We start from the raw sequence: 17,076 nt of genomic DNA on the forward strand, positions 1-17,076 counted from the left end.
CTGCGTCGCCTGAACTATCGCGCGCTTAGAAGCAGAAGCAGAAGCAGAAGCAGAAGCAGAACAACAGCACGAACGCTGGGCATCGTGGCCAGCCTGGGGCGAACCCTGCGCGCGCAGTGCGGTCTGCATAGGCTAAGCGTAGCTTCATACCTTCGCAGGTGGGTTTGCCTACGCGCTTGTGTCATCATGCTCCGACCGCCGGTGAGTCCTCCTAATAAGCCTTTCTATGAACAAACCATACGCATTGCTGCTTGCCTTCGCCCTGCTCCAGGGCTGCCAGAGCCTGGCCCCGCAAAAGGCCGAGCCTCCCGTCGCCGAAGCTGGCAAGGCAGAGGCGGAAAAGCCCGTGGTGTATGGTTCATTCAAGCAGGACACACTCTATAGCCTGTTGGTGGCAGAGCTGGCCGGCCAGCGCAACCGTTTCGACATCGCCCTGGCCAACTACACCGATCAGGCGGCAAAAACCCAGGACCCAGCAGTTTCCGAGCGCGCCTACCGCATTGCCGAGTACCTCGGCGCCGACGAGCCGTCACTGGAGAATGCACTGGTCTGGGCGCGCAACGACCCGCAGAACCTCGACGCCCAGCGCGCCGCCGCCATTCAGCTGGCCCGCGCCGGCCGCTATGACGAGTCCATGGCCTACATGGAAAAGGTACTGCAGGGCCAGGGCGACACCCACTTCGACTTCCTCGCCCTGTCCGCAGCCGAAACCGACCAGAGCACCCGCGACGGCCTGCTGCAAAGTTTCGAACGCCTGCTGATGAAATACCCCGACAACGGCCAGCTGATATTCGGCAAGGCCCTGCTGCTGAACCAGGACGGCAAGACCGAAGAAGCCCTGGAACTGCTTGAGTCGCACCCGGCACAAAACGGCGAAGTCGCCCCGATCCTGCTGCGCGCCCGTCTGCTACAGGCCCTGGACCGTGGTCCAGAGGCCCTGCCACTGCTGCGCGGGGCGATTCGCGACAACCCGGACGACAAACGCCTGCGCCTCACCTACGCTCGCACCCTGGTCGAACAGGACCGTATCGCCGATGCCAAAGGCGAGTTCATCAGCCTGGTCCAGCAATACCCCGATGATGACGAATTGCGCTACTCGCTGGCGCTGGTGTGCCTGGAGAACAAAGACTGGGATGAAGCCGAAGGCTACTTGCAGGAGCTGATCGAGCGCGACAGCTACGTTGACGCCGCGCACCTGAACCTGGGCCGCATCCACGAGGAGCGCCACGACCCTGCTGGCGCTCTGGATGAATACGCCCTGGTCGGCCCAGGCCCAGACTACCTGCCGGCACAGCTACGTCAGGCCGACATTCTGATCGCCAACGGTCGCGGCAGCGATGCCTCGCGCCTGTTGGCCGAAGCACGCGAAGCCCAGCCAGACTACGCCATTCAGCTATTCCTGATCGAATCGGAAAGCTACAGCAACAACAACAAGGATGCCCAGGCCAATCAGGTGCTGCAGCAAGCCATCCAGCGCTACCCGGACGACCTCAACCTGCTTTACACCCGCGCCATGCTGGCCGAGAAGCGCAACGATTTGACGCAGATGGAAAAAGACCTGCGCGCCATCATCGCCCGCGAGCCAGAAAACGCCATGGCCCTGAACGCCCTGGGCTACACCCTGGCCGACCGCACCACCCGCTATGCCGAAGCCAAGGCACTGATCGACAAGGCCCACCAATTGACCCCCGATGACCCGGCAGTGCTCGACAGCCTGGGTTGGGTCAACTATCGCCTGGGCAACCTCGACGTCGCTGAAACCTACCTGCGCCAGGCCTTTGCCAACTTCCCCGACCACGAAGTGGCCGCCCACCTGGGCGAAGTACTGTGGGCCAACGGCAAGCGCCGCGAAGCTCGCCATGTATGGGCCAAGGGCTTCGAGGCCCAGGCCGACAGCCCTATCCTGCGCAAGACCCTTTTGCGCCTGACCGGATCCGAGACTCTTTAACGCCATGTTCCTGCGCCATTGCATCACCTTTACCATGATCGCCCTGCTGGCCGGCTGTGCCGGCTTCGGTAGCCGCGAGGCCCTGCAGGGCCACGGCGACCCGCAGCAGTGGCGCGCCCACAAAGCGCAGCTGAGCAGCCTCGATGGCTGGCAGATCAACGGCAAGGTCGGTATCCGTGCCCCGCGCGATTCCGGCAGCGGCACGCTGTTCTGGCTGCAACGTCAGGACTATTACGACATTCGCCTGGCCGGCCCGCTGGGCCGTGGCGCCGCACGCCTTACCGGCCGCCCGGGTGGCGTGGTGCTGGAAGTGGCCAACCAGGGCCGCTACGAAGCCACCAGCCCAGAAGCGCTGCTGGAAGAGCAACTGGGCTGGCAACTGCCGGTTTCGCACCTGGTCTGGTGGGTGCGCGGCCTGCCCGCCCCCGACAGCAAGAGCAAGCTGACCCTGGATGGCGACAGCCGCCTGGCCAGCCTCGACCAGGATGGCTGGCAGGTGCAGTACCTGAGCTACACCGAACAGAACGGCTACTGGTTGCCCGAGCGCCTGAAGCTGCACGGCAAAGACCTGGACGTGACCCTGGTGGTCAAGGACTGGCAGCCGCGCCAGCTGGGGCATTGATCGCATGCAAAAGCTCACCCTGCCCGCCCCGGCCAAGCTCAACCTGTGGCTGCACATCATCGGCCGCCGCGCAGACGGTTACCACGAACTGGAAACGGTGTTTCAGTTTCTAGACCATGGCGACGAACTGAGTTTTGCCCTGCGTGACGATGGCGTGATCCGCTTGCACACCGAGATCGAGGCCGTCCCCCACGACAGCAACCTGATCGTACGGGCCGCGCGCATGTTGCAAGCACAATCGGGCACCACGCTTGGCGCCGACATCTGGCTGACCAAGGTACTGCCCATGGGCGGAGGTATCGGCGGTGGCAGCTCGGACGCCGCGACCACCCTGCTCGCCCTGGCCCACCTGTGGCAACTGGACTGGGACGAAGACCGCCTGGCCGCACTGGGGCTTAGCCTGGGCGCCGATGTGCCGGTGTTCGTACGCGGCCACGCAGCATTCGCGCAGGGCGTAGGCGAACAACTGACCCCGGTCGACCCGATCGAACCCTGGTATGTCGTGCTGGTGCCGCAAGTGTCTGTCAGCACAGTAGAAATTTTTTCACATCCACAGTTGACACGTGATTCTCTCCCCCTTAAGATGCGCCCCGTTCCCGAGGGAAACAGTCGAAATGACTGCCAACCGGTGGTAGAGCAGAATTACCCAGAAGTTCGCAATGCGTTGAATTCACTGGGAAAATTCACTGAGGCTCGACTAACCGGCACTGGAAGTTGTGTGTTTGGGGCCTTCCCAAGCAAAGCCGAAGCTGATAAAGTTCTGGCCCTTCTTTCAGCGACCCAAATAGGGTTTGTGGCGAAAGGAAGCAATATTTCGATGTTGCATCGCAAGCTGCAAAGTCTGGTCAAGAAGTCGAGCGCATGAGCGTTCGCAGCAACAGATACAGGGGCGTCGCCAAGCGGTAAGGCAGCAGGTTTTGATCCTGCCATGCGTTGGTTCGAATCCAGCCGCCCCTGCCATTTTCCTTATACTCATCCAGGTATACCCTCAGCCTTCAGGTACTGCGCGTGTCCAAGATGATGGTCTTTACGGGGAACGCTAACCCCGATCTGGCTCGGCGTGTCGTACGTCAGCTGCATATCCCTCTCGGTGACGTCTCTGTCGGTAAATTCTCCGACGGCGAGATCAGTACTGAGATCAATGAAAATGTTCGCGGTAAAGACGTTTTCATTATTCAGCCGACCTGTGCCCCGACCAACGATAACCTGATGGAACTGGTAGTGATGGCCGACGCCTTCCGCCGCTCCTCAGCATCCCGAATCACCGCCGTGATTCCCTACTTCGGATATGCCCGCCAGGACCGCCGTCCGCGTTCGGCACGTGTAGCCATCAGCGCCAAAGTTGTTGCTGACATGCTCACTGTCGTAGGTATCGACCGTGTACTCACCGTCGACCTGCACGCTGACCAGATCCAAGGCTTCTTCGATATCCCCGTCGACAACATCTACGGCTCGCCCGTACTGGTTGACGACATCGAAGACCAGCGTTTCGAGAACCTGATGATCGTCTCCCCGGACATCGGTGGTGTCGTGCGCGCACGCGCTGTCGCCAAGTCCCTGGGCGTCGATCTGGGTATCATCGACAAACGCCGCGAAAAGGCTAACCACTCCGAGGTTATGCACATCATCGGCGACGTCGAAGGGCGCACCTGCATCCTGGTAGACGACATGGTCGACACCGCCGGCACCCTGTGCCACGCGGCCAAAGCCCTGAAAGAGCACGGCGCTGCCAAGGTTTACGCCTATTGCACGCACCCTGTCCTGTCGGGCCGCGCCATCGAGAACATCGAGAAGTCGGTACTGGACGAGCTGGTGGTGACCAACACCGTTCCGCTGTCCGCCGCTGCTCAAGCCTGTGATCGTATCCGCCAGCTGGATATCGCACCGGTTGTCGCTGAAGCGGTACGCCGCATCAGCAACGAAGAATCGATCAGCGCGATGTTCCGCTAAGCGGGACACGTGTTGATGTGAAGCGCCCCGCCCCAACCTGTGTTGGGGCGGGGCTTTTTTGCCATCCCCGTTGGCGCTGGTCGCAAACGCCCTCGGGGGGCTATTTTGGAGAAACAAAATGACTGATTTTATTCTGAACGCCCAAGCGCGTACTGACCTGGGGAAAGGTGCGAGCCGCCGCCTGCGTCACTCGCTGAGCATCCCAGCCGTTGTCTACGGTGGTGATAAAGAAGCTCAATCCCTGACCATCCTGGCCAAGGAAATCACCAAGCTGTTCGAAAACGAAGCTGCCTTCAGCCACGTTATCGAACTGAACGTTGACGGTGTTAAGCAGAACGTCATCATCAAGGCCATGCAGCGCCACCCAGCCAAGCAGTTCATCATGCACGCTGACTTCGTTCGCGTCGTTGCTGGCCAGAAGCTGACCGCCAAGGTTCCGGTTCACTTCATCAACGAAGAAGCCCCGGTCAAGAAAGGCGGCGAGATCTCCCACGTTGAGTCCGAGATCGAAGTTTCCTGCGAAGCCAAAGACCTGCCTGAGTTCATCGAAGTTGACCTGGGCAACGCCGAAATCGGCACCATCATCCACCTGTCGGACCTGAAAGCTCCGAAAGGCGTAGAGTTCGTCGCTCTGGCCCACGGTGATGACAAAGCTGTTGCCAACGTTCACGCTCCACGCGTTGCTCCAGAAGCAGAAGGCGCTGCCGAGTAATCCACTCGCACGCCGGCGTTGATCGGGTTACAGTGCCGCGCGCACTGTAACCCACCAACTCCAAGGAAGAGCCCCTGACGTGACCGCCATCCAGTTGATCGTTGGCCTGGGTAACCCCGGCCCCGAATACGAACAGACCCGGCATAACGCAGGGGCTCTTTTCGTTGAACGCCTTGCCAGCGCCCAGCGTGTTTCGCTGACCGCTGACAAAAAGTATTTCGGCCTGACGGCTAAATTCAGCCATCAGGGCAACGACGTTCGTTTGTTGATCCCCACCACCTACATGAACCGCAGCGGCCAGTCCGTAGCGGCCTTGGCCAATTTCTTCCGCATCAAGCCGGAAGCGATACTGGTGGCACACGACGAACTCGATCTGCCCCCGGGCGTTGCCAAGCTCAAGCGCGGCGGCGGCCATGGTGGGCACAACGGCCTGCGCGACATCATCGCGCAGCTCGGTAACCAGAACGACTTCCACCGCCTGCGGCTTGGCATTGGCCACCCGGGTGACGCCAAACTGGTATCCAACTTCGTCCTGGGCCGCGCGCCGCGCGCCGAGCAGGAGAAGCTCGACGCCAGCATCGATTTTGCCCTCGGCGTGCTGCCGGACGTGCTTGCCGGCGATTTCGCCAAGGCGATGCGCGAGCTGCACAGCCAGAAGGCCTGATTTCCTTTAGAGAGGGGAATACCCATGGGTTTCAATTGCGGCATCGTCGGCCTGCCCAACGTCGGCAAGTCCACCCTGTTCAACGCCCTGACCAAGTCTGGCATCGCGGCGGAGAATTTCCCTTTCTGCACCATCGAGCCGAACAGCGGCATCGTGCCTATGCCCGACGCTCGCCTGGCTGCGCTGGCTGAAATCGTCAAGCCAAACCGCATCCTGCCGACCACCATGGAATTCGTCGACATCGCCGGCCTGGTTGCCGGTGCCTCGAAAGGCGAAGGCCTGGGCAACAAGTTCCTCGCCAACATCCGCGAGACCGACGCCATTGCCCACGTGGTGCGCTGCTTCGAAGACGAGAACGTGATCCACGTTTCCAACAGCGTCGACCCCAAGCGTGACATCGAGATCATCGACCTGGAGCTGATCTTCGCCGACCTCGACAGCTGCGAAAAGCAACTGCAGAAGGTAGCCCGCAACGCCAAGGGCGGCGACAAGGATGCCTTGGCGCAAAAGGCCATTCTGGAAAAGCTGATCCCGCACTTTACCGAAGGCAAGCCTGCGCGCAGCCTGATGAAGCACATGGCTGACGACGAAAAGGCCGTCATCCGTGGCTTCCACTTGCTGACCAGCAAACCGGTGATGTACATCGCCAACGTGGCCGAAGACGGCTTCGACAACAACCCGCACCTGGACGTGGTCAAGGCCATTGCCGAGGAAGAAGGCGCGGTCGTGGTGCCGGTGTGCAACAAGATCGAAGCAGAAATCGCCGAGCTGGAAGACGGTGAAGAGAAGGACATGTTCCTCGAGGCCCTGGGCCTGGAAGAGCCTGGCCTGAACCGCGTGATCCGCGCCGGTTACGAGCTGCTGAACCTGCAGACCTACTTCACTGCCGGCGTGCAGGAAGTACGCGCCTGGACCGTTCGCGTCGGAGCCACTGCCCCGCAGGCAGCCGGCGTTATCCACACCGACTTCGAAAAAGGCTTCATCCGCGCTGAAGTGGTGGCCTATGACGACTTCATCCAGTTCAAGGGTGAAGCCGGTGCCAAGGAAGCCGGTAAGTGGCGTCTGGAAGGCAAGGATTACATCGTCAAAGACGGCGACGTGATGCACTTCCGCTTCAACGTCTAAGCGGTAACCTGCAGCACACACAAACCCCTTGAGGCTTGCGCTTCAAGGGGTTTTGTTTTGCCCGGACATGCGCCCTGTGCAGGGGCGGCCTTGTGTCGCAACGGGCCACAAAGCGGGCCCCGCCCCCAGCATCTAAGCTGAGGTTCAGCGCCCTTCTCGCCCAGAGCCGACACCATGCCCCACCCCACTCGTTTCGACTGGCAACGCTGGTTACCCGGCCTGGTCACCCTGCTCCACTACAAGGCAGCCTGGCTACCCAAGGACATCGCCGCCGGCCTGGTACTCACCACCATGCTGGTGCCTGTGGGCATCGCCTACGCCGAGGCTTCCGGCGTCCCCGGCATCTATGGCCTGTACGCCACCATCATCCCTCTGCTGGCCTATGCCCTGTTCGGTCCCAGCCGTATCCTGGTGCTGGGCCCGGACTCGGCGCTGGCCGCGCCTATCCTGGCGGTGGTGGTGCAATACGCGGCCAGCGACCCGCAGCGGGCGATCGCCATCGCCAGCATGATGGCCTTGGTCGCCGGGGCGTTCTGTGTGATTGCCGGGCTGCTGCGCCTGGGCTTTATCACCGAGTTGCTGTCCAAGCCCATCCGCTATGGGTACATGAACGGCATCGCCCTGACCGTATTGATCAGCCAGTTGCCCAAGCTGTTCGGCATCAAAGTCGACAGCGAAGGGCCCTTGCGCGACCTTTGGTCCTTGGGCCAGGCGCTATACGCCGGCCAAGGGCACTGGCCAAGCTTTGTCGTGGGTGCCGGTAGCCTGGCGCTGATTCTGCTGCTCAAACCGTTCAAGCGCCTGCCGGGCATCCTGATCGCCGTGGTACTGGCGACGCTGGCAGTGAGCGTGTTCAACCTCGATCAGATGGGCGTCAAGGTACTCGGGCAATTGCCCCAGGGCCTGCCCGGCTTCGTCTTCCCCTGGGTCAGCGACATTGACCTGGTCGAGGTGCTACTGGGCGGGATCGCAGTGGCGCTGGTGTCGTTCGCCGACACCAGTGTGCTGTCACGCTCCTATGCCGCGCGCCTCAAGATGCGGGTGAACCCCAACCAGGAAATGTTCGGCCTGGGCGTGGCCAACCTGGCCTCGGGGCTGTTCCAGGGCATCCCGATCAGCAGCAGTTCATCGCGCACACCAGTGGCCGAAGCTGCCGGCTCGCAGACCCAGCTCACCGGCATCATCGGCGCCCTGGCGGTAACCCTGTTGCTGCTGGTAGCGCCCAATCTGATGCAGCACCTGCCCAACAGCGCTTTGGCTGCGGTGGTGATTGCCGCTGCACTGGGGCTGTTCGAGTTTGCCGACCTCAAACGTATCTTCCGCATGCAGCAGTGGGAGTTCTGGCTGTCGTTCACCTGCTTTGTCGGCGTGGCAGTGTTCGGCGCCATTCCCGGTATCTGCATTGCCGTGGTGGTGTCGGTGATCGAGTTCCTGTGGGACGGCTGGCGGCCGCACCACGCGGTGCTTGGCCGGGCGGATGGGCTGCGCGGTTACCATGACATGCAGCGTTATCCACAGGCCCGGCGTATTCCAGGGCTGGTGCTGCTGCGCTGGGACGCGCCGTTGTTCTTTGCCAACGCCGAGCAGTTCCAGAACACAGTGATGGCGGCGGTAGACGCGTCGCCAACGCCGGTGCAGCGGGTGGTAATTGCCGCTGAGCCTGTGACCAGTATCGATATCACTTCGGCGGACATGCTGGCCGAACTGGACCGGGCATTGGAGGCGCGGGGGGTGGAGTTGCAGTTTGCCGAAATGAAGGACCCGGTGAAGGACAAGATGCGGCAGTTCGAGTTGTTCGAGCATATGGGGGAGAAGGCTTTTCATCCGACGGTGGGCGCCGCGGTGGATGCCTATCTGGAAGAGAGTGGGGTTGATTGGCAGCCCTGAATGGCCTGGGGGAGCGGGCTTAACTGCGAAGAAGCCCGCGCCGACTCCGAAGCCGGTCAATCCAGATCAACATGGCGCTGGCATACACCGACACCGCCAGAAACAGCGCCATACGCACCGCAAATGCCTTGTACACATCCTGCCCACCTGCACTGTCCTGCACCGACTGCCCCAGCAAGATCAACAGGGTCGTCAGGCAACTGACCCAGTACGCCGGGCTCTGCCGGCTCGGCACCGCCTGGTACAGGCGCCGAGCCTGCCAGAGGGCGAACAGCAGTACCCACAAAAAGAACATCCACAGGTGAACGAACAGGCTCAGCGCTACCCACAGCGCTATCGCCAACACCCCGGCAAGCAAGGTTGAACCGATCAGCTCCCGGCTGGCGTGCCGCGCGCGGGTTTCACCGGCTTGTTGCCCCACGCTCACGGCCTTCATGATCAACGGCATGTACTGGTCAGGGGCGATCAATGCCAGCAGAAAGGCCGGCATCACGATCAGCGTGGCACGCAGCGCCACCCAGCTGACATGCTCGCTGCCCAGCAGCGGCGGCACCGGCGGTGCTGGCGCATTGGCAGGTTCGGGGAACAACCTGTGCGCCACTGACGTGCCCAGCACTGCCAGCAGCATGCCTTTGGCCAGCGCTTCGACCACCGACAATGCCAGGGTGAAGTCACTGGTGCCGGCAGCGGCGATCATGGTCAGGCCGACCACCAGCAGGTTGGCCAGCAGGCCGTTGCCGCCCTTCAGTGCATAGCGCAAGGTCAGGAAAACACCCACCCCGACCAGTAACACCCCGGCCAACGGAGCATGGCGCAACAGCGGAATCAGCAGCAACCCGCTGCCGCAAGCGAGCAGCACCAGTAACGCCAGGGCCGGTGCCGCACGCAGCGGCAATGGCTGACTGCGCATGGCCAGTAACAGCACCGCAAACACCGGCGCCAGGATCGGCACCGGCAAGCCGATACCAAAGCTCACCGCCAGGCACAACGCCACACCCCAGGCCAGGCGCAGCGCCCGCAAGCGGCGCCATTCAATAGGCATACGACAGCCAGCTCATCAGCCACATGAACAACCGGCCCAGCAGGTTCAGTGGGTTGCCTTCGCTGGGCAGGGCCATGACCTCGGCCTGACCACCGACCCGCAGCACGGTCTTGTCCTGAAGCTGGTCGCGCTCCAGCTGGACAATCACCGGAAAGCGCTGCGCCGAACGCAGCCACTCGCGGCTATTCTGCACGGTCGGCAGCGTACCCGGCGGCGTGCTCTGGCCCACGCTCACGCCATAGCCAATGCTGCGGATACGCCCTTTCAACACGGTGCCCGGCAGCGCATCGAGCACCACCAGCACCGGGGTTTCAGGGCGCAAGCGACCGAGGTTGTTCTCGGTCATGTCGGCACTTATCCACACATCATGGATACTGATCAGGGTCATCATCGGGCTGCCCGCCCCGACATAGTGGCCAACGTCTGTGCGCAGGTCGGTGATCAACCCGTTCGCGTCGGCACGCACCACGGTACGGGCAAGGTCCAGGCGGGCCTTTTCCACATTGGCCGCAGCACTGCGCAGCTGGGCGTTGTCTTCCTGTGCCCCGCCCTGCTGCTCACGGGCGCGCTCTACCTCTGCGCGGGCTGCCGCCACTTGGCTGATGGCCTGGTCGCGGGTGGCCTGGGCGCCTTCCAGGCGGCGCACCGACACCGTACCGGGGTCCTCGTCAATCAGCCGTTTGAGGCGCTCGGCGTCCTGCCGCGCCTTGCGTTCGTTGGCCTGGGCGGCCACCAGCGCTGCCTGCGCCGAATCGATGCCGGCGGTACTGGCGCCGATCTGCCGGCGCACGGTATCGAGGTCGGCTTCGGCACGGGCCAAGGCAATGCGGTACTGCTCCTGATCGAGTTCGAACAGCACATCGCCCTGGCGCACCTCCTGGTTGTTGCCTACGGCCACACGCTTGATCTGCCCGGCCACTTCGGCGGCCACCGGGACCACGTAAGCCTGCAGGCGAGCTTGCTGGGTGTACGGCGTATAGCGGTCAGCCAGCAAGTACCAGAGCAGGCTGACGGCAATCAGCAGCAGCACCCAGCGCATGCCGCGATCCGGGGCTGACGGGGGCGGCGTGGGCGTGGCGTCGCTCATTCGGTTTCACCTTGTGCATGCGCGGTGGGGGCTGGCTCGTCGAGCAACTCGCCCCAGTCGGTGCGTTGCTGCATTTGCTGGCGGGTGGCCGGGTCGATCGGCGCGCGGCTGGCGTCCCAACCACCACCCAGGGCCTTGTACAACGTCACCAGGCTGCTGACCGCGTTGCCACGGCTGACCAGGTAACCGTCCTGTTGCTGCAACAGCAGTTGCTGAGCATCGAGCACCCGTTGAAAATCAGCGAAGCCTTCGCGGTATTGCGAGCTGGCCAGATTCAGCGAGCGCTGCGCAGCCTGAGAGGCCTGGTCGCGAATGGTTGCACTCTGCAGCGAGCGCACCAGCCCGCTGGCAGCATCGTCGGCCTCACGGGCGGCTTCGCGCACGCCCTGGTGGTACAACTCGATCAGTTGCTGCAAGCGGGCATCTTCCACGCGTACGGTGTTCTTGCGCCGGCCATAGTCGAACGGGTTCCAGATCAGGCTTGGGCCAGCCGCCAGGTCGAAGGTGTCGGGCAGATGATTGGCCGATAAAAAGGTCCAGCCGATACTGCCAAGCAAGCTCAGCTGTGGATAAAGATCGGCCTCGGCCACCCCGACCAGCGCCGACTGCGCCGCCACTGCCTGCTCGGCGGCACGGATGTCCGGGCGGCGCTGCAGCAGGCTGGCCGGTACATCCTGCAACACTGCCCGGTCTGGCAAGGGCAGTTGGCCATGGCCGGCCGCCAGCTGCGGCAGCGGCCCAGGCGGGCGGCCGAGCAGCGAACACAGCACATTGCGCAGGGCATTGAGCTGGTTCTCGAACTCGGGAATGGTGGCCTGGGTCGCCAGGTATTGAGTACGCGCCTGCTGCCAGTCGAGTTCGTCATTTTCACCGTGGCGGAACAACCGCTCGGTGATCTCCAGGCTACGCGCCTGGCGCTTGGCGTTCTCTTGTGCAATAGCCAGCCGCGCTTCGGCAGTGCGCAGGGCAAAGTAGGTGTCGGCCACCTGCGCACGTAGCAGCAGCATGGCATCGGCGTAGTTGGCCTGGGAGGCGAAATAGACGGCATCGGCGCTTTCGATGGCGCGACTGAAGCGGCCCCAGAAGTCAATTTCCCAGCCGATGTCGAAGCCCACGCTGGATTGCCAGAACACCGAATCACGGGCGGAGGGCGTACCGGACTGGTGCTGCTTCAGGTACAGGCTCTGCGCACTCAGTTGCTGCAGCTGTGGATAACGCCCGGTTTGCACGATGGCCAACTGGGCACGGGCTTCAGCGATACGCAGGCCAGCCACGCGCAGGTTGGTGTTGTTGGCATCGGCCTCAGCTATCAGCGTATCCAGCGTCGGGTCGGCAAACACCGCCCACCACTCGCGCAGGTCGGGCGCCGCCGCGCTGCGCTCGGCCTGCTCCAGCATTGGCGTGCTCCAGCCGCCCAACCACGGCGTTTGGGGCTTTTCATAATCCGGGCCGACTTGGGTGCAACCGGCCAGCACGATCAGCAGCCCCAGGCCACAGCAGCGGTTGGGCATGGCTCAGGCGGCAGGTGGCGCCGGTTGCTCCGGCACCTGCAGCGCAACCCATTGCCAGAACAATACGTAGGCCACGCCAAGGATTACCGGGCCGATGAACAAGCCGATGATGCCTTTGACCACCATCCCGCCCAATGCGCCGATCAGTACCACCGGCATTGGTACATCGACCCCGCGTCCCAGCAGCAGCGGCTTGAGCACGTTGTCGGCAAGGCCGGCGACAAAGGTGTAGACGGCAAAAATGATGGTCGCCACCGTGAAGCCTTCGGCGTTGAACACATAGATGATCACCGGCAAGGTCACCAGCGTCGCCGGGGCCTGTGCAATGCCCAGCATGAGGATGACGATGGCCAGCATCCCGGCACCGGGAACCCCTTTGACGATAAAACCAACACCGATCAGCAGCATCTGGATGAAGGCAATGCCGATCACCCCTTGTGCCACCGCGCGAATGGTAGCCGTACACAGCGTGGCCAGGGGTTTACCGCGCTCTGCGCCTGAAACCCGCATGGCGATGCGCTGGGCAGCGATTTCACCGCGTTCACCAAAGGCCATGATGACCCCGGAAATGATGATTGCGCCGATGAACAGAAGAAAGGCCCCACCGGCGCTGGCCGCAGCGCCCAGCACCGTTAGCCCGGCCCCCTTCATCTGGGGCATCCACTGATTCAACACACTGGCCATGTTTTCGGAGGCCGCCAACCACAGCGCATGCACCTTCGGCCCGATCAGTGGCCAGGTCGCCACGGAATCAGGCGGGACCGGCACGCTCCAGGCGCCGCTCTTGAGCAGCGTCACCAGGCTGTTTACCGATTCGCCAATCGACATCATCACCAGGTAGATAGGCACCAACAGCAGCACCAGAACCAATAGCACCACCAGCGTCGCCACATAGCCTTGCTTGAGCCCGGTGCGGCGCTGGATACGGCAATGCAATGGGTACAACGTAACCGCCAGGATCACCGCCCACATCATCAACTCCAGGAACGGCTGAAACACCTGGAAGGCGAAGATCACCAAGGCTGCCACCAGACCGGCCTTGATGAGCACATCGAGCAAGCCCCGCGAAAGGGCGCTGTCCAGCTTGAAACTCGACTGCATGACTCACCTCCCGATACCCAATGCGCCAGCAAGGCGCAATTCACTGGCCCGTTTCAGGGGATGCCTGTAAAGGGCTGTCATCGCGTAGCTGCCGCGCCAGGGCCATCATGACCAAGGGCACCACTGCCATCGACAAGGTGATGGCCAGCACCAGCAGGTCGTGTACCTGCTGGGTGAGTACCTGGTGCTCCAGCGCCAGCTTGAACACCACGAAGGCAAACTCGCCGCCCGAAGCCAGCACCACGCCCAGGCATAACGCCTGGGCCTGGTTGAGCCCACCGACCGTATGCCCCAGGCCATACAGCAAGGGCAGCTTGATCACCACCAGCAGCAGGGTGAGGCCCAGCACCATCAGCGGCATGCCGAACAGCAGGCGCAGGTCGGCACTCATACCTACGCCAACGAAGAACAATCCAAGCAGCAGGCCTTTGATCGGCTCGATCTGGGTTTCCAGTTCATGGCGGAACGGCGACTCGGCCATCAGCACACCGGCCAGAAACGCCCCCAGCGCCATCGACACACCCACATGCTCCATCAACCAAGCGGTGCCCAGCACGACCAGCAAGGCCGTGGCGGTCGACAGCTCAGGCAGGCCCGAACCCACCGTCCACTTGAATATCGGGGTCAGCAGATAACGGCCAAAAACAATCAGCACTCCAATGCCGACAGCTACAGCCAACAAAGGCCAGGCACCTTCGTCAGCAGTGCTGACATCGCCACCGAGCAGCGGCACCACGGCAATCAAGGGAATGGCGGCAATGTCCTGGAACAGCAGGATGGCCACGGCCAGGCGGCCATGAGGTTTGCCCAGGTCCTTGCGCTCGGCCAGTACCTGCAAGCCAAAGGCGGTGGACGACAGCGCCAGGCCCAGCCCCAGCACGATGGCGGCGGGTTTCGATTGGTCGAACAGCCAGAATGCCAGTAGCCCAAGCAGCACGGCGGTCAGCCCCACTTGCAAACTGCCGACGCCAAATAGCGCTCGGCGCATGGTCCACAGGCGCCTTGGGGACAACTCCAGGCCAATCACGAACAGCAGCATGACCACGCCCATTTCCGACAGCCGCGCCACGTTGTCCGGGTTGCCGAGCAGGCCAAACACCGACGGACCAATCAAGATACCTGCCAAGAGGTATCCCGGTACTGCGCCCATTTTCAGACGCTGCGCCAGCGGTACCAGAAGCACCACAGCCAAAAGGAATACCACCGTCGCCTGCAACAGGCTGCCGTCATGTGGCATGAGCTCGTACCTTCGCAGCTCCCTGCAGGGAGGGGTTCAGAAACGTTCTTCGACGAACTTGAACGGGTAGGCGACAGCCTTGTACTTGCCGATCTTGCCGCGTTTGGGCAGCTTCACGTGCTGGTCGCGGGTTATATCCTTGTAGGGAATACGGCTGAGCAGATGGCTGATGATATTCAGTCGGGCGCGACGTTTGTCGTTGGAGTTGGCCATGAACCACGGCGCCCAAGCGGTATCCGACGCCTGGAACATGTCATCACGCGCTTGGGTGTATTCATCCCAGCGGCTATACGACTTGACGTCCATTGGCGATAACTTCCACAGCTTGCGGCCGTCGTTGATGCGATCCTGCAGGCGCCGAGTCTGCTCATCGGCGCTGACTTCAAGCCAGTACTTGATGAGGATGATCCCTGAATCGACTATGACCCTTTCGAACCCGGGTACTCCGGTCAGAAACTTGTCCGCTTGCTCGCCAGAGCAAAAGCCCATTACCCGCTCAACGCCCGCACGGTTGTACCAGCTGCGATCGAAGATCACCACTTCACCCGCCGCAGGCAGATGACCGAGGTAACGCTGCAGGTACATCTGGGTCTTTTCCCGCTCGGTCGGTGCGGGCAGCGCCACTACACGAAACACCCGCGGGCTGACACGCTCGGTAATGGCCTTAATGGTGCCGCCCTTGCCGGCGCCATCGCGGCCTTCGAAGACAATGCATACCTTCAGGCCCTTGGCGACCACCCACTCCTGTAGCTTCACCAACTCTACATGCAGGTTCTTGAGCGCTTTTTCGTAGGCCTTGCCGCCCAGCTTTTCTGGCTGTTTTTTGGGGGGCTTCCTGGACGGCTTCGACATGACACGCTCCTGAAGGCGAATGAAGAGTGAGTATGGTCGATTAATGCCAGTTTGCCGCTTCGCTTGCAGATTGATGTGGGGGCTGTCGTGCAGCCCCCGGGAGGCACTATTTGGCCAGCTTGTTGTAACTGGTCATCAGGTTGCGGTAGTCCGGGATATGGTTGGAGAACAGGGTACCCAGCCCTTCGATGTCGTTGCGCCAGTCACGGTGCAGTTCGCAGGCCACGCCGAACCAGGTCATCAGCTGCGCCCCGGCAGCCTCCATGCGTCGCCAGGCCGAATCACGGGTCAGTTCGTTGAACGTGCCAGAGGCGTCGGTGACGACGAATACCTCGAAGCCCTCCTCCAACGCCGACAGGGCCGGGAAAGCCACGCATACTTCAGTGACCACGCCAGCAATCAGCAGCTGTTTCTTGCCGGTGGCTTTTACCGCTTTGACGAAATCTTCGTTGTCCCAGGCGTTGATGTTGCCCGGGCGTGCAATGTAGGGGGCATCAGGGAACTGCTCTTTCAGCTCCGGCACCAGCGGGCCGTTGGGCCCCGTCTCGAAACTGGTGGTGAGGATGGTCGGCAGCTTGAAGTATTTGGCCAGGTCGGACAGGGCCAAGACGTTGTTCTTGAAGCGGTCGGGGTCGATGTCCCTTACCAGCGAGAGCAAACCGGTCTGATGGTCGACCAGCAGTACGGCTGCGTTGTTCTTGTCCAGACGCTTGTATTGGAAGGTCACAGTGGATCTCCTTGCTTCAGCGGGTTGGGAGTATCAGCGTAGGCAAGGATGGAGGGTGGGAGAGACCGTCAGTCGGCTTGCCTGTACTGCCATGTGCCCCATCACTTCACAAATTCCTGAACTGATTATTTGCCGCCAGCGATTTTTCCCCTCGCCCACCGCCACCAGAATCGCTTCACCACAATCACAAAAAACCGTGAGGCCACTCCCGTGGACCAGACACTCCAAGTGCGGCAAGCTGCCGCCGACCTCGTCGCGGCGTTCGCCAGCAACGACACCGCCCGCTATTTCGCCTGCTTCAGCGAAGACGCCACCTTTCTGTTTCACACCTTGCCGTATCCGCTGCTGTCGCGTCGCGCCTATGAAGAGCTGTGGGCCCAGTGGCAGGCCGAGGGCTTTACCGTGCTTGCCTGCGAATCGGGCAACGCCCATGTAAGCCTGCAAGGCGACGTGGCTGTTTTCATGCACGATGTGGCCACGCATATCCGCATCGGCGGTGAAGAGCACCCGTTGAGCGAACGCGAGACCATTGTCTTCCGCCGCCATGGTGACCAGTGGCTGGCCTGCCACGAGCACCTGTCGGTCGTAACACCGGCCTGATCACCCTTTAC

Annotated in this window: 16 protein-coding genes and 1 tRNA gene; 10 read left to right on the forward strand and 7 right to left on the reverse strand. The window is 62.1% G+C overall.

Going from position 1 to position 17,076, the window contains the following annotated elements; translation table 11 throughout:
* Positions 1-226 precede the first annotated feature (226 nt).
* The 9 genes from BJQ17_RS15765 (at position 227) to BJQ17_RS15805 (ending at position 8,908) form a co-directional block, all read left to right on the forward strand.
* Positions 227-1,948 carry a tetratricopeptide repeat protein gene (locus tag BJQ17_RS15765; RefSeq protein WP_070096304.1) on the forward strand — a complete coding sequence of 574 codons (1,722 nt, stop codon included), beginning with the start codon at positions 227-229 and terminating at the stop codon, positions 1,946-1,948.
* 4 nt (positions 1,949-1,952) lie between these two features.
* On the forward strand, positions 1,953-2,570 hold the full coding sequence (gene lolB, locus BJQ17_RS15770) for a lipoprotein insertase outer membrane protein LolB (protein ID WP_003247402.1): 618 nt from the start codon (positions 1,953-1,955) through the stop codon (positions 2,568-2,570).
* 4 nt (positions 2,571-2,574) lie between these two features.
* Positions 2,575-3,435 carry a 4-(cytidine 5'-diphospho)-2-C-methyl-D-erythritol kinase gene (gene ispE, locus BJQ17_RS15775; RefSeq protein ID WP_070096305.1) on the forward strand — a complete coding sequence of 287 codons (861 nt, stop codon included), beginning with the start codon at positions 2,575-2,577 and terminating at the stop codon, positions 3,433-3,435.
* A 20-nt stretch (positions 3,436-3,455) separates the two neighbouring features.
* Positions 3,456-3,530 (forward strand) — tRNA-Gln (locus BJQ17_RS15780).
* Positions 3,531-3,578: 48 nt separating this feature from the next.
* A complete protein-coding gene (locus tag BJQ17_RS15785; protein ID WP_003247410.1) occupies positions 3,579-4,520 on the forward strand; it encodes a ribose-phosphate pyrophosphokinase in 942 nt (313 codons plus the stop codon).
* 118 nt (positions 4,521-4,638) lie between these two features.
* Positions 4,639-5,232, forward strand: coding sequence for a 50S ribosomal protein L25/general stress protein Ctc (locus BJQ17_RS15790; RefSeq protein WP_003247411.1), 594 nt, complete (start codon positions 4,639-4,641; stop codon positions 5,230-5,232).
* 79 nt (positions 5,233-5,311) lie between these two features.
* A complete protein-coding gene (gene pth, locus BJQ17_RS15795) occupies positions 5,312-5,896 on the forward strand; it encodes an aminoacyl-tRNA hydrolase (protein WP_003247413.1) in 585 nt (194 codons plus the stop codon).
* A gap of 24 nt (positions 5,897-5,920) precedes the next feature.
* A complete protein-coding gene (ychF, locus tag BJQ17_RS15800) occupies positions 5,921-7,021 on the forward strand; it encodes a redox-regulated ATPase YchF (RefSeq protein ID WP_003247414.1) in 1,101 nt (366 codons plus the stop codon).
* 174 nt (positions 7,022-7,195) lie between these two features.
* Positions 7,196-8,908 carry a SulP family inorganic anion transporter gene (locus BJQ17_RS15805; RefSeq protein ID WP_014862061.1) on the forward strand — a complete coding sequence of 571 codons (1,713 nt, stop codon included), beginning with the start codon at positions 7,196-7,198 and terminating at the stop codon, positions 8,906-8,908.
* A 19-nt stretch (positions 8,909-8,927) separates the two neighbouring features.
* On the opposite strand, the gene BJQ17_RS15810 is transcribed toward BJQ17_RS15805, so the two are convergent.
* The 7 genes from BJQ17_RS15810 to ycaC all read right to left on the reverse strand — a co-directional run bounded on the left by BJQ17_RS15810 (position 8,928) and on the right by ycaC (position 16,465).
* Positions 8,928-9,950, reverse strand: coding sequence for a DUF2955 domain-containing protein (locus tag BJQ17_RS15810; RefSeq protein ID WP_070096306.1), 1,023 nt, complete (start codon positions 9,948-9,950; stop codon positions 8,928-8,930).
* Complete coding sequence (locus tag BJQ17_RS15815) at positions 9,940-11,037, reverse strand: HlyD family secretion protein (RefSeq protein WP_003247419.1); 1,098 nt, start codon at positions 11,035-11,037, stop codon at positions 9,940-9,942. Before BJQ17_RS15815 ends, BJQ17_RS15810 begins: the two co-directional genes overlap by 11 nt.
* Positions 11,034-12,548 (reverse strand): efflux transporter outer membrane subunit, encoded by a 1,515-nt coding sequence (locus BJQ17_RS15820; RefSeq protein WP_070096307.1) that lies wholly within the window; start codon positions 12,546-12,548, stop codon positions 11,034-11,036. Before BJQ17_RS15820 ends, BJQ17_RS15815 begins: the two co-directional genes overlap by 4 nt.
* A gap of 3 nt (positions 12,549-12,551) precedes the next feature.
* Positions 12,552-13,649: an AI-2E family transporter gene (locus tag BJQ17_RS15825; RefSeq protein WP_004575694.1), complete on the reverse strand. Its 1,098-nt coding sequence runs from the start codon at positions 13,647-13,649 to the stop codon at positions 12,552-12,554.
* A gap of 40 nt (positions 13,650-13,689) precedes the next feature.
* Positions 13,690-14,886, reverse strand: a complete 1,197-nt coding sequence (locus tag BJQ17_RS15830) for a monovalent cation:proton antiporter-2 (CPA2) family protein (RefSeq protein ID WP_070096308.1) — start codon at positions 14,884-14,886, stop codon at positions 13,690-13,692.
* Positions 14,887-14,922: 36 nt separating this feature from the next.
* On the reverse strand, positions 14,923-15,738 hold the full coding sequence (ppk2, locus tag BJQ17_RS15835) for a polyphosphate kinase 2 (protein ID WP_004575696.1): 816 nt from the start codon (positions 15,736-15,738) through the stop codon (positions 14,923-14,925).
* 106 nt (positions 15,739-15,844) lie between these two features.
* The gene (gene ycaC, locus BJQ17_RS15840) at positions 15,845-16,465 is read right to left on the reverse strand and encodes an isochorismate family cysteine hydrolase YcaC (protein ID WP_003247424.1); all 621 of its coding nucleotides are present in this window, start codon (positions 16,463-16,465) and stop codon (positions 15,845-15,847) included.
* A gap of 210 nt (positions 16,466-16,675) precedes the next feature.
* On the opposite strand from ycaC, the gene BJQ17_RS15845 reads away from it, so the two are divergent.
* Entirely contained in the window at positions 16,676-17,065 is a 390-nt protein-coding gene (locus BJQ17_RS15845) for a nuclear transport factor 2 family protein (protein WP_049586379.1), read from the forward strand.
* The last annotated feature ends 11 nt before the right edge of the window (positions 17,066-17,076 follow it).

It is taken from the genome of Pseudomonas sp. NBRC 111139, from assembly GCF_001753955.1.
GTDB classification, from domain to species: Bacteria; Pseudomonadota; Gammaproteobacteria; order Pseudomonadales; family Pseudomonadaceae; genus Aquipseudomonas; species Aquipseudomonas alloputida.

What these genes read in the sequence shown, in the direction of transcription:
- ppk2 (WP_004575696.1), bottom strand. Translation starts at nt 15,738, where the DNA reads ATGTCGAAGCCGTCCAGGAAGCCCCCCAAAAAACAGCCAGAAAAGCTG.
- BJQ17_RS15810 (WP_070096306.1), bottom strand. Translation starts at nt 9,950, where the DNA reads ATGCCTATTGAATGGCGCCGCTTGCGGGCGCTGCGCCTGGCCTGGGGT.
- BJQ17_RS15825 (WP_004575694.1), bottom strand. Translation starts at nt 13,649, where the DNA reads ATGCAGTCGAGTTTCAAGCTGGACAGCGCCCTTTCGCGGGGCTTGCTC.
- lolB (WP_003247402.1), top strand. Translation starts at nt 1,953, where the DNA reads ATGTTCCTGCGCCATTGCATCACCTTTACCATGATCGCCCTGCTGGCC.
- BJQ17_RS15805 (WP_014862061.1), top strand. Translation starts at nt 7,196, where the DNA reads ATGCCCCACCCCACTCGTTTCGACTGGCAACGCTGGTTACCCGGCCTG.
- BJQ17_RS15765 (WP_070096304.1), top strand. Translation starts at nt 227, where the DNA reads ATGAACAAACCATACGCATTGCTGCTTGCCTTCGCCCTGCTCCAGGGC.
- ychF (WP_003247414.1), top strand. Translation starts at nt 5,921, where the DNA reads ATGGGTTTCAATTGCGGCATCGTCGGCCTGCCCAACGTCGGCAAGTCC.
- BJQ17_RS15830 (WP_070096308.1), bottom strand. Translation starts at nt 14,886, where the DNA reads ATGCCACATGACGGCAGCCTGTTGCAGGCGACGGTGGTATTCCTTTTG.
- BJQ17_RS15820 (WP_070096307.1), bottom strand. Translation starts at nt 12,548, where the DNA reads ATGCCCAACCGCTGCTGTGGCCTGGGGCTGCTGATCGTGCTGGCCGGT.
- BJQ17_RS15815 (WP_003247419.1), bottom strand. Translation starts at nt 11,037, where the DNA reads ATGAGCGACGCCACGCCCACGCCGCCCCCGTCAGCCCCGGATCGCGGC.
- BJQ17_RS15790 (WP_003247411.1), top strand. Translation starts at nt 4,639, where the DNA reads ATGACTGATTTTATTCTGAACGCCCAAGCGCGTACTGACCTGGGGAAA.
- ispE (WP_070096305.1), top strand. Translation starts at nt 2,575, where the DNA reads ATGCAAAAGCTCACCCTGCCCGCCCCGGCCAAGCTCAACCTGTGGCTG.